The sequence below is a fragment of the Paenibacillus sp. CECT 9249 genome (assembly GCF_918697855.1).
Lineage (GTDB): Bacteria > Bacillota > Bacilli > Paenibacillales > Paenibacillaceae > MSJ-34.
Genome location: NZ_CAKKLI010000007.1, coordinates 64,699 through 78,252, shown reverse-complemented (window position 1 = coordinate 78,252; position 13,554 = coordinate 64,699). Strand labels below are relative to the sequence as shown.

Sequence of the window (13,554 nt, the reverse complement as noted above, 5' to 3'; positions counted from 1 at the left end):
TTTGTGCAAACCGGCGCTTACGCCTAGAATGACGGGTGTTCGAGATCCGTAACCGCGCCTTTGGAGGCGGACGACACGAGCCGGACATATTTGCCCAATACGCCGGTCGTAAACTTATACGGCGGCCGCACCCAATGTTTCGCTCGCATCTCCAATTCTTCCCGGCTCACGTCGAACGAAATTTCTTGCGTCTCGCTGTCGATCGTAATCGTATCGCCTTCCTGCAGCAAGGCGATCGGACCGCCTACTTGGGCTTCCGGCGCGACATGACCGATGACGAAGCCGTGGGAACCGCCGGAGAATCTGCCGTCCGTGAGGAGCGCCACTTTCCCGCCGAGCCCTTTGCCGACCAACATGGCCGTCACCGACAGCATTTCAGGCATGCCCGGTCCGCCTTTCGGTCCGGCGTAACGGATAACCAGCACGTCGCCTTCGCGGATATTATCGTTCATGATCGCCTCCGTCGCTTCCCGTTCGCTATCGTAGACGCGCGCGGGACCGGTGAAACGTTGAATCTTCAAGCCCGACATTTTGGCCACCGCGCCTTCCGGGGCCAGATTTCCCCGCAGAACGACCAACGGGCCTGTCGGTTTCAACGGATTGTCGAACGGCCGGATAATCCGCTGGCCTTCCTTCAATGGAGCGGCCTCTGCCAAATTTTCGGCTAACGTTTTGCCGGTAACGGTCAAGCAGTCTCCATGCAGCATGCCTTGCTCAAGCAGCAGCTTCATCACGCCCGGCACGCCGCCGATATCGTTCAAATCCTGCATGACGTATTTGCCGCTCGGCTTCAGATCGGCCAAATGCGGCACATTGCGCCGAATCCGCTCGAAATCGTCCAACGTCAAATCGACTTGAACCGAGTGGGCGATCGCGATCAAATGCAGCAGCGCGTTCGTCGATCCGCCGAGCGCCATCACTACCGTAATAGCGTTCTCGAACGCTTTTTTGGTCATAATGTCTTTCGGCGCAATATTGTTCCGCAGAAGCTCCATCACGGCTCGGCCCGCTCGTCCGCATTCTTCCGCTTTGCCCGGGGAAATCGCGGGCGTGGAGGAGGAGCCGGGCAAACTCATGCCGAGCGCTTCGGCCGCGGCCGCCATCGTGTTCGCCGTGTACATACCGCCGCAAGCTCCCGCGCCCGGGCAGGCATGGCATTCCACTTGATGGAGTTCGCGTTCGTCGATCGCGCCTTCGTGGAATTGGCCCACCGCTTCGAATGCGGATACGATATCGATATCTTTTCCGTTCAATTTGCCGGGTTGGATCGTACCCCCGTATACGTATACGGCGGGAAGATTCAACCGGCCGATCGCCATAAGGCAGGCGGGCGTATTTTTGTCGCAGCCGCCGATGGCGACGAGACCGTCGAAGCGCTCCGCGCCGGCGACCGTTTCGATGGAGTCGGCTATGACCTCTCTGCTCGGCAGCGAGAAGAACATGCCGTCATGGCCCATCGCGATGCCGTCCGATACGGTGATCGCGTTAAAAATGAGCGGCGCTCCGCCGGAAGCTCGAACGCCGAGCTTGGCTTCTCTGGCCAACTGGTCGATATGGATATTGCAGGGCGTCACTTCGCTCCATGTACTGGCCACCCCGATCATCGGTTTTTGGAAATCTTCATCTTGAAACCCGACAGCCCGCAGCATGGCACGGTTCGGGACGCGGTTAACGCCCTCGCTGATCGCACGGCTGCGAATTCGTAAATCTTCTTGCTTGGACATGGTATCACCCTTCTTCCTTAGAAATGAATTGTTGGAGTTCCGTCATCGGCCGCCATATATTTTGCTTCATGATATCGGCCGCGGACTTCCCGTCCCCCTTCTCCAATGCCGCAACGAGCGCTTCATGCTCCAGTACCGAAGCATTGGCGCTGGGGAAGGGCCGTTTCAAAAATACATACTTATAACGGCGAATATGAATTTGGAGCGACGCGCTGAACGATGAAATATAAGGATTATCCGCCGCGTCAATAATCATGCCGTGAAACTGTTCGTCGAGTTCCATCGCCTGATATGGCTGTCCCGTTTCGATCGCCTGCGCGAACTCTGCGTTAAGTCGCTTTAACATTTCGATCTGCTCCGGCAGAATGAGCGGGGCGGCAAGTTCGGCGGCTAACGCGTGCAGGGCGGAGAGGGTGGAATACATTTTCAGGATGTCTTCCTTTTCAATCGTTGTCACTCTCGTATCTCTGCCGGGTTGCATCTGAACCAATCCTTGCACTTCAAGCAATTGCAACGCTTCTCTGACCGGCGTCCGGCTGACTCCCAAAGCTTCGGCCAACTCGGCGTCGTTCAATTTCTCGCCAGGTTGGAGCGTTCCGTCGATGATCCATCGTTGAATTTGCGATAAAGCCCGGTCTTTGGCAGAGATTCGGACCGGCGTCGAATAATTGGCGGGGATAGGCATGTCTTCTGTCTCCTTCTTTAATATTAATATGTAATATATCGCATACGAATATGAAATGCAATATTAAAAAAACTGCTAGCTATCCTTATTTTGAATCGATGAGTTGGTGTTCAATAATCTCGAATTTATTTCGATGCTTGTGCGGTGGGAATTAAGGTGCTTAAGCGGGGCGAATGTCATGCAGGGGAGATTGTTGTGCCCAATGCGGGAGGTCGGGGAAGCGGAACCGGTCGTCGACCGGAGCCGTCCAAGCCCGGAGGACAACGGAAAGTCGCGCATGAGGAAGTCGTCCTGACAACATAAACTCCCCCTTATCAGTCGAAAGATGCATAATAAGGGGGAGTTTCATTCCATGTAAAGAGTATTCATTTATCATATATATCAATAATCCGTACAGGTGCTTTTTTTTTCAATGTTAGACGGGTTTTCTGCGAAGGGTTCGGATCGATACTTCATGTTCGCCCAGAATTTCATGGATCGATTTTTGATCTTCGATGATGGTTTCAAGCTTCGAGGTTGCTTCAGAACGAAATTCGATAAGGTTGGCGGTTTGTTCGAAGATAGCGTTAATTGTGACTTCTTGGCGGTCGACTTTGGTCTCCAACCGGTCAAGCCGTTCATTGGTTTTGCGTTGTTCGGCTTTAACCTCCTCAAGTTCGGCTTTGAGTCCCTTAATGTCTGTCTTGACGCCACCAAGTTCGGCTTTGATTCCCGCAATGTCTTCCTTGACGCTGCCAAGTTCGGCTTTGAGTCCCTTAATGTCTTCCTTGACGCCACCAAGTTCAGTTTTGATTCCACCGAGTTCCTCCAAAATTTGATTTAAAATTTGGTCGCTCATGCTGCTTGTCCTCCTCTCTAAAGTCATCGTACTCTTCACCATTATACTATATTGGATCGTTTTATAGCGAATATAAAATGGAGAGATCGAGGCGAATTCGATCGAATTATCGTATCCTATGTCGACAAGCGGCCAGTTAAACTCGTAACGGACCGTAGAGCCCTTATTTCCGCCAAACGGGCTGTTTTATCGCATGCTCCGGACACAGATGCGCTTATTTCATGCAATATCCCCGATTTTCGCCTGATTTTTACCAAATAAGATCATCTGAGTCCGCTAGCTTTACCAAAAGGCTGCTGTTATGCCGAATAAGGTCACTGGAGTCCGCTCAAATCTACGGGATGAGAGGGAACGGCACAACATTTCACGAGATTAAGCCGCAGCACTGTTTGAACTTTTTCCCGCTGCCGCACAGGCATAAGTCGTTTCTGCCCGGCAGGCGCCGGCCGGACGACTTGTAGCTTGCAAGCCACCGCTTCTTGACGGCTTCGGCGAGCGTCGTCATTCGCTCATGCGCGTAAGCGTAGATCTGCCGATAGCTCTCGCAGAAATAATCCGCATCGTAGCTATCGTTTGCGGCGTTCCAATTGCGGTTGCGGGGGCAGCCGCCAAAGCACATGTTCAACCAAGGGCAGCTTGCGCATCGTTTCGGCAGCGCCGGCTTCATAGCCCGAAACCGTTCGTACACAGGGTTGGAGAACAAGGACTCCAACGAATCGATACCGACATTTCCCAATTTGTAATCGTCGTTGATATAGAAATCGCAAGTATAAGCGTCTCCGTTGCGCTCCAATACGAGCGTGCTTGCACATTCGGGGCGATGGATGCATAATTCCGCTTCGCGGTGCAGGTAGACGCTTAACATATTATCAAAGAAACGCACCGAAAGTTCCGGCATCCCGTCGTTATACCATATATCGAACGCTTCGCATAAAAAACGGCCGTACTGCTCGGGAGTGATTAAATATTTGCCCTCCGCTTCCGTTTGCTGCGAACGAAAGTCCATGCATGGAATGAATTGGACGAATCCGAAACCTTCCTGCCGATAAAACTCCATCAGTTGTTTCGCTTTTCCCACATTATCTTCATGAATGACCGTTAAAATATTGAAATCGACTGCCGCCTCGCGCAAATATTCGATGCCGCGCATTACGAGCCGATAGCTGCCTTTGCCCGACCCGGTGGTCCGCCTAGCGTCGTGGATTGGTTGAGGCCCGTCCAGACTTACGCCGATTAAAAAGTTGTACGCCTTAAAAAAACGAGCCCATTCCGCATCGATTAATGTGGCATTCGTCTGCAACGAATTGCCGATTCTCGTATGGGGAGGGGCGTACTTGGCCTGCAGAGCGACCGCTTCGCGAAAAAAATCAAGCCCGGCGAGCAGCGGTTCGCCGCCTTGCCAGGCAAACGACGCGGTCCCGTTCGATAGCGCCATATACTCCCGGATCAATTTGTCGAGGATGTGCGGATCGATTCTATTGATTTGCGGTCCCGGTTTTCCTTGGCATGTGCTGTAATAGCAATAATCGCACGCCAAATTGCAATCTTCCGAAACCGTTTTCCACATCATCCCGAAGGTTTCGGGCCGACTCGAGGATAGACATGCTGCTGCCATAGGCGAAAACCTCTCCTTCTCTGACATAATCACGCTATTGATACTTGTCCGGTTATTCCGCATCGGCCGCGCAGCGGAATCCCATGTTTCCGGTGGAACTGTCCGGAGTGTTGGAACTGCGGGCCGCGACCCGATAACGATTGCAGTACGACTTATGGCATAAATACGAACCGCCCCGCATCACCCTGGCTTGTCCGTTCGGCGGGCCTTGAGGATCGACGCGCGGCCCGTCGATATGAAAGGTCGGGCTGAACCAATCCGCGCACCATTCCCATACGTTGCCGACGACATTAAACAATCCGTATCCGTTCGGTTGATAGGACATGACCGGCGCCGTTCCGATATACCCGTCGCTTGCGTTGTTTTTGAGGGGAAATTTCCCTTGCCAAATGTTGCAGCGGTGTTCGCCGTCCGGTTTGAGCAGATCTCCCCAAGGATAACGCTTTTGCACGAGACCGCCTCTGGCGGCGTATTCCCATTCCGCTTCCGTCGGCAAACGCTTGCCCGACCACTTGCAGTAAGCCGCCGCGTCGTTCCACGACACATGCACGACCGGATGGTCCATACGATCCGTTATGCCGGATGCCGGTCCCTCCGGATGCTTCCAGCTGGCGCCGTCGATTTTTTTCCACCAAGGGACTTGCGGTACCGAAACGGCATCGCGAGCCGTCGCTTCGTCAAGGAAAAGATGGAACACGTAAGACCAGCCGAATCGTTCCGCCTCGGTCACGTATCCCGTTTCGTTGACAAATTGCTCGAACCGTTCGTTGCTGACCGCACACGGGTCAATGTAAAAAGGTTTCAACGTAATTTTGCGTATAGGCCCTTCTCCGTCCTGCGGAAATCCTTCCCGGTCGTCGGTTCCCATCCAAAATTCGCCCCCGTCCAAATAGATCATTCCTTCGCGGGATGAGGCGCCGGGCTTAGCGGCGACGTTTAATTCGGATAACGGAGCCGGAGCCGCCTGTTCTCCTGCGGAAGTTCTGCGGGCTGCGCAGCACGGCTTCAATTGCGGGTTCGTCATATGTTGTTCCTCCGTTCGACTTGATTGCTTAATCGGCAAGCTTATGAATGGTCATTACGGCCGCGCCGAGCACTAACGCTTCTTCGCCGAGATTCCCCCGGCTGAACTCGGCCCGGTAATCCGAATGATGATACGTGTTGCGATTGGCGACTTCGACAGCGGTTTCAAACACTAACGGATGGCTGTACAAAATCGGACCGCCGAGAATGACTTTCTCGGGATGCAATATATTTAATAAATTGGCGAGGCCGATGCCCAGATACGCGGACGCTTGCTTGAAAATTTCCGTCACGAGCGGATCGTTCGCCGTCAACGCTTGCTGCAAATGAATGAAACCGATTTTTTCCGGATCAGGCTCCATCATCGTTACAACGCTTTGCCGCCCTTGCTTCAGTTTCGAGCGGGCTTCCCGTTCAATGGCCGGGATCGAGACGTAAGATTCCAGCGATCCGAAGTTGCTGTCGGGAGTAAGCCGATGGCCGTCCGACTGGATAATCATTTGACCGATCGCGTTTTCGGTATCGACAGCGCCGTATACGACGCTGCCGCCGGCGATCATCGCCGAGCGGATGCCGGCGCCGACATGAACATAGAGCAGGTGCTTGTACCTTTTGTCGCGTACATGCCAATATTCCCCAAGGATCGCCGTATTCGCCCCATTGTCCAAAAAGACGGGGATATCAAGCGACCGGCTCAGGATGTCGGCGACAGGCACATTGACCCACCCCGGAGCCGGGAAATGCTGAGGCTTTAGCAACGTGCCGGTTGACCGGTCCAGAGGCCCGACCGAACCGATGCCCAGGCCGAGAACGTCTTCTTTGGCAATTTGTCGATCGGCCAACATATAGTGAGCGCTTTGCGCGATGCTTTGCAGCAAATAATCGGGCGTGCTATGCTCGTCCATTCTCCATTGCTCGGAAGCCAGTTTTTTTAGATCCATATCGTAGAGAACCAGCTTCGATCTTGTGCGGGAAATTTCGAGACCGAATACATAAGCATAATCGGAATGAATTCGGTACAAAACAGGCTTTCTTCCGCCGGTTGAATCCCCGAAACCCGCTTCTACGATGAATCGCTGCTGAATGAGTTCTTCCAATAATCTCGTTAACGTGCTGACAGGCATTTTCGTCTGTTCCAACAATTCCAATTTCGAAACGGTAGGATGGTTTCGAATGAGCCGATAGATCGCTTTATGCTTCGGATTAGAGATCCGATCTTCGATACGTAGCACGCTTCCACTTCCTTTGTCCGATGAAATCGGGAACTTGGGCTAGCTGTAAACGGCAATCCCGATCAGTCCCGATAAAAATATGACATACAACGGATGCATTTTCAAGCGGATTAAGGCGAAAAGCGAGAAAACGAACAAAGCGAGAACGATGGCGGTGTTCCAACCGAGCGATCCGATCATGCCGCTGTTTACGGCGAAGCGGTACGCACCGTACATGATCATGGCCGTAATGACGGGACGCAGTCCGTACAGGGCCGATTGCACCCATTTGTCGGCATAATATTTATACAAAAAGACGCTGATAACGATGACGAGCAAAAAAGAAGGAAACACAATTCCGGCGGTGGAAATGACGGCGCCCGGCACACCGGCCGTATGGTACCCGGCGCTGACGGCGATGTTCGTCGCAATCGGACCGGGGGACATGCCGGCCAGCGAGACGGTATCCGTGAATTCGGCGGCGCTCATCCACCCGTACTGCTCGACGACGGCATGCTCGATCATAGGAATCATGGCATAGCCTCCGCCGAAGGAAACGAAACCGATGAATAAAAAAGTATAGAATAATTGCCATAGCATGCCGGTTTCTCGTCCCTTCTATATATAATATTCAATTTGATGCTGCTCATTTTTGTTGCGGGGAGCGGTGGAATGTCCCAACTTTTTCTTCAACGGCATGATCGCCATTCCGGCTGCCGCGCCTCCGATAATGACGAGCAAAGGATGAAGCGGCGTAAACAACAGCACCAATATCGTTATAATTGCCGTTGCGAGCGCAGTCTTGTCCGAAATCGCCGTTCGTCCGACGCGAATTCCTGCATAGACGATCAGCGCGACGGTAGCGATCTTGATTCCGGCGAAGGCTGCATTGATTTTGGGCGAATCGTTCATGAGCGTAAATAAGACGGACAGTATGAGCACGATGACAAACGTAGGAAGGAGGATGGCGAACGTCGCTACGGCGGCCCCGGCCACCCCGGCGGTACGATACCCGATGAGCGTTGCCGAGTTGATGGCGACGGTGCCCGGCAATGAGCCGGTAAGGGCGAACATGTCGGTCAATTCCTCTTGATTGAGCCACTTTCGCTTCGTGACGATTTCCCGCTCGATGAGCGGGATCATCGCGTACCCCCCGCCGAACGAAGTCGGGCTAAGCTTGGCAAACGACCAAAACAACTGAAGGAGCAGTTTTGCATCTGTTTTATTCAATTGTAATCACCTTTCAGTTTGGATTGATTCCAGTATACTATACTTAATACCAAAATGGAATAAACCATAGTTTGTTTTTGAGAGTCGAAGTCTGATTTACTTATTTTTACAATGATTTAAACCCGATTAAAGCGGGTTGTTTCATTTGTTATGACCATTTTGGAATTAAGGTAGAGATAGTTTGCTATGACAATTTGAACGGAAGGAGGGATGCTGTCTGTCGAAAATGTTATTCGCCAGTTGCGTGAAGTTCGGCCTTTTGTGGAAATCCCCTTTCAGAACTGAGTGAAAGGGATATCGACAAAAGGAAAATAAGGAGGATGCCGAGATCGGAAAAATAAAATTACGCCAAAAAAAACGATGCCGCCTTATGAACGAATCTCAATTCGCGAATAAGACAACATCGTTCCCAACTCGTCCCGCAACTATATGGGGGCATCGCCTTGCTTATTTAAAAAACGCCAGCAGCTGTTCGATCACTTGTTGTTTGTCGCTATCGACGACGGTCATCCGCTGCGGCTTATCCCACAGTTCCGCAATCGGCTCGGGGAACGTTTGCCGGATGCCGCATTCGGCGATCGCCTCGTCGAATTTGGCCGGATGGGCGGTGGCAAGGGCGACGCATTTGCCGCCGCCGTTCTTGAACATGCGTTCGTAGGCTGCGACGCCGCAAGCCGTATGCGGGTCAAGCAAATAGCCGTGCCGTTCGTTGTAATCTTTGATCGTCTCGAGGCATGCCGCGTTGCTTACGGCATAAGAGGCAAAGTCGCTTTGCACGCGGCGCAGCGTATCTCCCTCGGCGGCGATCAAGCCTTTTTCCCGGAAATCGTTCATGATGCGGGTGACCGCCGCACCGTCTTCTCCATGCAAATAATACAGGTAACGCTCGAAGTTGCTGGCGATTTGGATGTCCATGGCGGGGCTGTACGTCGTTTTGAAATTTTCGGGACGATATACGCCGTCGTTCACGAACCGTTCCAATATATTGTTTTCATTCGTCGCGAGCAGAAATTTGCCGGCAGGCAATCCCATGAGCCGCGCCAGGTAACCGGCGAAAATATCGCCGAAATTGCCCGTCGGCACGCTGAAATGGATTTCCTCCGTCATACTGTCGTCCGCGACTTTGAAATAAGCGTAGAAGTAATATACCGTTTGCGCCAGGATGCGCACGAAATTAATCGAGTTGACCGCGCGCAGCGAATGCTCGCTTTTGAACGCGACATCGGAGAACAATTCCTTTACGATTTGCTGGCAGTCGTCGAAATTGCCGCGCACGGACAAATTCAGCACATTGTCGTCAAGGAGCGAAGTCATTTGCAACTCTTGCACTTTGCTAACTTTGCCGTGAGGATGCAAAATGCAAATTTTGATGCCTTCCTTGGACTTGACGCCGTGGATGGCTGCCGCGCCCGTATCGCCGGAAGTCGCGCCGATAATGTGTATTTTTTCACCGTATTTCTGCGAAACGTAAGCGTACAGATTGCCCATAAACTGCAGAGCCACATCTTTAAACGCAAATGTCGGGCCGTGGAACAGTTCCAGTACGTACAATCCGTCTGCGATCGGCTGTACCGGCGTTACTTCCGGGCTGCGAAACGTGCTGTAGCTGTCGTGCACTAATTTTTTCAAATCTTGCTCCGGGATTTCGTCGCCGACGAAGGGAGCTGCGATTTTCAAGAATAGCTCTTGGTAGGAAAGCCCGCGCCAGCTCTTCAACTCATCCTTGGACACCTTCGGAACATGGGCCGGAACGAACAATCCTCCGTCATTCGCCAATCCTTGCAGAAACGCCTCTATGAAACCGCAGCGCACTCCGCCGCGCGTACTGACAAATTCCATCTCTCATTCTCCTCGTTTACATTGTCTATTTCATCTATTGTATTAGATAATTCGCTAGGAATAAAGTTTTTTCGCAAACTTTCCCGTTAATTTTTCATTTGATCACAATGCCGCCGAACGGAATAACCTCCCGCAAAATCCGCTTGACGAGCCCGTCGTCTTTCATGTCCCGCTCCAGCTTGTCGTTTTGCCGTCCCGCTTGGATCAGAACCGAACCGCGGCCGGTCATTTTCCAATGATAGTTCATATGCTGGCTTGCGAGATGATTGCCGTACACGCATAGTTCAAGCTTGGCGTTCTCGGGATAAGCGATGACGCTCCCCGCATCCACGAACAGCGGTTCGACGGGGTGAAGCTCGGCTTCGCATACGATCCCTTGCGTCAAAATGCCGATCTCTCCGTTTCCGGCAAATTTCATCTTGACCGCATCGCGGGTAACGAACATATTTTTGACGCTTAGAATTCGGGTTTTCATCGTAACGCCCGTACTGTAGAAGAACAGATGGCGGGCATCGTAGAGCAGATCGCTTTCCCCTTCGAGACGGATCGCCTTCATGCTGAAGCTGGGGGGAAGGGCGGCCAGAAATTCGCTAGGTCCCGAAATGCGCGCCTGGATCAGCTTTTTTTTGCGGTACATGCCTTTGATGTTCATCAGGCTGTCCGCTCTTCCTTCGGGATTTCCGCGGTACGCGATAATTTGCTGCGGATGCAGCACATGGACGAGTTCGCCCTGCTGCAGTGAAAAGCGGACGGCTTGTCCGCTTCCGTATCCGCCTTGTTCTTCGAAAACGATATTCATTCGGCAATCCCTCCCCGTATCCCGCATTGGCTGCGTTCATCCGCCATAAGTGATTCTCTATCCATGCTGCCTCGTCCGTACGCGCATCGCGAAACGAATCGCGCGCAGCAGCATAAAGTACCCCGCCAGAACGCCGATTGCCGCGAACAGGAACGATCTAACCTTTCGAGCGTTTTCCTCGCGCGTTTGTTCCGCCTGCCGCAACTCCAGCACCATTGAGGCGAGCGCTTTGTTTTGCTCGATCAGCTTATCGTTTTCTTCCCGGTACGAACGGATCGATTCATTGGCTTGATCCAGCTTCGTCAACGTTTCATTATAGTTATCCAAAGTTTGCCGGTAATTTTGCTTCAATTCATTGACCTCGGACGGCAGTTCGGAAAATTGCTTCAAATTGTCCCATAAACCCGCTTTGGCGACAGGGGCAAAAAAGAAGAACATAAAACAAAAAAAAGACAGGGTTGCAGCTTGTTTTAACGCCGCCCGGAACGCCGTGTTTCGAAAAAATCCGTTCATTCCCGCCACCTCCGTTACTGAACTTGTACAACAATAATACGAAAAAAATGTCAATTAAGTTTCCCTTTTGTCGTTTCGCCTGCAGCGAAAAAAAAGATTTGACAAATTTAATTATTATAATGTTATAATATTATCATAATTCAAAGGAGGATCGTTCGATGTTGGATAAAAAGAATCCGCTTTCTTTATACATCCAAATGAAGCAAATTATTATGAATAAAATTAACGACGGGGAATGGAAAGTCGGCGATAAAATCCCGTCGGAAACCGAATTGTGCGAGCAATACAATATCAGTCGGATCACCGCCAGAAGAGCGATGACCGAACTGGAGCACGAAGGCCTGATCGAAAGAAAACCGGGCAAAGGGACATTTGTGAAGTTTGCCGGGATCAGTCAAGAGCTTTCGAAATTTTACAGCTTTACGGAAGAAATGAAAATTAGAGGTTTTACTCCTTCGTCCAAGCTGATCGATATTGAAGTCGTTTATCCGGACGAAGAGATAAGAACGGCTTTGAGTATGGACATTCAGGAGAAAGTTTATTTGATCAAACGGTTGCGGTTAGCGAACGGGGAAATTATTGTCATCGACCGCTCCTACTTGCCGTGCAAATTGTTTCCGGAACTCGAACAATACGATTTTGAACAGCATTCGCTTTACCAGACGTTACAGGAACAATACGGCATCGTCGCCAATGTGGCCGAGGAAACGATCGACGCTATCTTAATCAACAAAGAAAATGCGGATCTTCTGGAAATTAATAAAAATACGCCGGGATTGTTAATCAAGCGCGTCACCTATTCCGACGAGACGCCGATCGAATTCAATCATCGCATCGTGAATAGGGACAAGTACAAATATAAGGTTGTCCTGCGCTAATGCCAATTCAGCGGACCGCGCGGGAACGGTACGGAAGGGAGGTGAATATCGAAACAGGCAACATTCGTTTTACAACAATTTGAAAGCGTTTGCGTTTCGGGTTAGTAACAGACTATTGACAACGAGGGGAATGAAAATCGAAATGAAAAAAACGGTATTCATCGTAACAATGTTGGTTTTCACGTTGTTGGCCGCAGCTTGTTCCAATGGAGGGAGCGGTGCGGCGGTTCAGGAAAATAACGGGGGGAATAAAGCGGAGAGCCGGAACGAAACAGAGACAAAGAACGACCCGGCCAATCCATCGTTGAAAATCGGATACACCGTGATGAATCTTTCCAATCCGTATTTTGTCGATTTATCCGAAGGCGTAAAAGCGCGGGGCAAGGAACTGGGTTACGACATCACGATTCATGACGGCAAGTCGGACGCCCTGCAGCAAATTAACGCGATCGAGAACTTTATTACGAAAAAAATGGATGTCATCGTTATTAGCCCGATTGACGACCAATCGCTCGTTCCCGTCGTGCAAAAAGCCAAAGAAGCGGGAATTCGCGTCATCGGCGCCAATCAGAAAGTCGAAGGAGTCGACGCGTTCATTACGGTGCCGGAATATGAATACGGACTCGCCATCGGGGAGGTCGCAGGCCAATGGATCGCCGACAAATTAAACGGGGAAGCCGAAGTCGCCATTCTCGATTTTCCGGAATTGAAGCCGATTATCGACCGGGCGAACGGCATCAAAGACGGAATCTTGAAGAATGCGCCGAATGCAACCATCGTGGCGAACCAATCCGCGAATACGCCGGAAAAAGGAATGCGGGCGATGGAGACGATTTTGCAGGCGCACCCTAATGTGAAAGTGGTGGCGGGAGTCAACGATGCCGGAGCGTTAGGAGCTTTCGAAGCGGTCATGGCCGCGAACAAAAATAGCGACGATTTCTTCATTGGTGGTTTGGACGCAACGAAAGAAGCGATTGCTAAAATTAACGAGAATAGCATTTACCGGGCAACGATCGATATCGATCCGTTCGGCACAGGGAAGTTGATTGTCGACACGGCCGCGAAAGTGGTGCAAGAAGGACCGATCGAGGAAACGATCGCCGTTCCTATGAAAGCGGTTACGACCGAGAATGTAGCCGAATATATCAAGCAGTAGACCGATGTACGCGATACCGAATCCCTCTCGCAGAGTACAGCAT

The 13,554-nt window shown here is 51.5% G+C and carries 13 protein-coding genes; 2 read left to right on the top strand and 11 right to left on the bottom strand.

Features of this window, described 5'->3' with window-relative positions:
* Window positions 1-23: 23 nt before the first annotated feature.
* From ilvD to LQ229_RS08505, 11 genes are all read right to left on the bottom strand, one after another.
* Window positions 24-1,724, bottom strand: coding sequence for a dihydroxy-acid dehydratase (gene ilvD, locus LQ229_RS08555; protein ID WP_230191441.1), 1,701 nt, complete (start codon window positions 1,722-1,724; stop codon window positions 24-26).
* A 4-nt stretch (window positions 1,725-1,728) separates the two neighbouring features.
* Window positions 1,729-2,409, bottom strand: coding sequence for a GntR family transcriptional regulator (locus tag LQ229_RS08550; protein ID WP_216538579.1), 681 nt, complete (start codon window positions 2,407-2,409; stop codon window positions 1,729-1,731).
* Window positions 2,410-2,824: 415 nt separating this feature from the next.
* A complete protein-coding gene (locus LQ229_RS08545) occupies window positions 2,825-3,247 on the bottom strand; it encodes a hypothetical protein (RefSeq protein ID WP_230191440.1) in 423 nt (140 codons plus the stop codon).
* 364 nt (window positions 3,248-3,611) lie between these two features.
* Window positions 3,612-4,862: an anaerobic sulfatase maturase gene (locus LQ229_RS08540; protein WP_230191439.1), complete on the bottom strand. Its 1,251-nt coding sequence runs from the start codon at window positions 4,860-4,862 to the stop codon at window positions 3,612-3,614.
* Between the two features lie 52 nt (window positions 4,863-4,914).
* Complete coding sequence (locus LQ229_RS08535; RefSeq protein ID WP_216538582.1) at window positions 4,915-5,886, bottom strand: formylglycine-generating enzyme family protein; 972 nt, start codon at window positions 5,884-5,886, stop codon at window positions 4,915-4,917.
* 28 nt (window positions 5,887-5,914) lie between these two features.
* Window positions 5,915-7,117 carry an ROK family protein gene (locus LQ229_RS08530; RefSeq protein ID WP_230191438.1) on the bottom strand — a complete coding sequence of 401 codons (1,203 nt, stop codon included), beginning with the start codon at window positions 7,115-7,117 and terminating at the stop codon, window positions 5,915-5,917.
* Window positions 7,118-7,156: 39 nt separating this feature from the next.
* Window positions 7,157-7,696 carry a chromate transporter gene (locus LQ229_RS08525; RefSeq protein ID WP_230191437.1) on the bottom strand — a complete coding sequence of 180 codons (540 nt, stop codon included), beginning with the start codon at window positions 7,694-7,696 and terminating at the stop codon, window positions 7,157-7,159.
* A gap of 18 nt (window positions 7,697-7,714) precedes the next feature.
* A complete protein-coding gene (locus LQ229_RS08520; protein WP_230191436.1) occupies window positions 7,715-8,326 on the bottom strand; it encodes a chromate transporter in 612 nt (203 codons plus the stop codon).
* A 447-nt stretch (window positions 8,327-8,773) separates the two neighbouring features.
* Entirely contained in the window at window positions 8,774-10,165 is a 1,392-nt protein-coding gene (gene thrC, locus LQ229_RS08515; RefSeq protein ID WP_230191435.1) for a threonine synthase, read from the bottom strand.
* Window positions 10,166-10,259: 94 nt separating this feature from the next.
* Window positions 10,260-10,964 carry an AIM24 family protein gene (locus LQ229_RS08510; RefSeq protein WP_216538586.1) on the bottom strand — a complete coding sequence of 235 codons (705 nt, stop codon included), beginning with the start codon at window positions 10,962-10,964 and terminating at the stop codon, window positions 10,260-10,262.
* A 57-nt stretch (window positions 10,965-11,021) separates the two neighbouring features.
* The gene (locus LQ229_RS08505) at window positions 11,022-11,477 is read right to left on the bottom strand and encodes a hypothetical protein (RefSeq protein WP_230191434.1); all 456 of its coding nucleotides are present in this window, start codon (window positions 11,475-11,477) and stop codon (window positions 11,022-11,024) included.
* A gap of 158 nt (window positions 11,478-11,635) precedes the next feature.
* Between LQ229_RS08505 and LQ229_RS08500 the strand changes: the two genes are divergently transcribed.
* Window positions 11,636-12,355 (top strand): GntR family transcriptional regulator, encoded by a 720-nt coding sequence (locus LQ229_RS08500; RefSeq protein WP_230191433.1) that lies wholly within the window; start codon window positions 11,636-11,638, stop codon window positions 12,353-12,355.
* Window positions 12,356-12,497: 142 nt separating this feature from the next.
* The gene (locus tag LQ229_RS08495; RefSeq protein ID WP_230191432.1) at window positions 12,498-13,511 is read left to right on the top strand and encodes a sugar ABC transporter substrate-binding protein; all 1,014 of its coding nucleotides are present in this window, start codon (window positions 12,498-12,500) and stop codon (window positions 13,509-13,511) included.
* Window positions 13,512-13,554 lie beyond the last annotated feature (43 nt).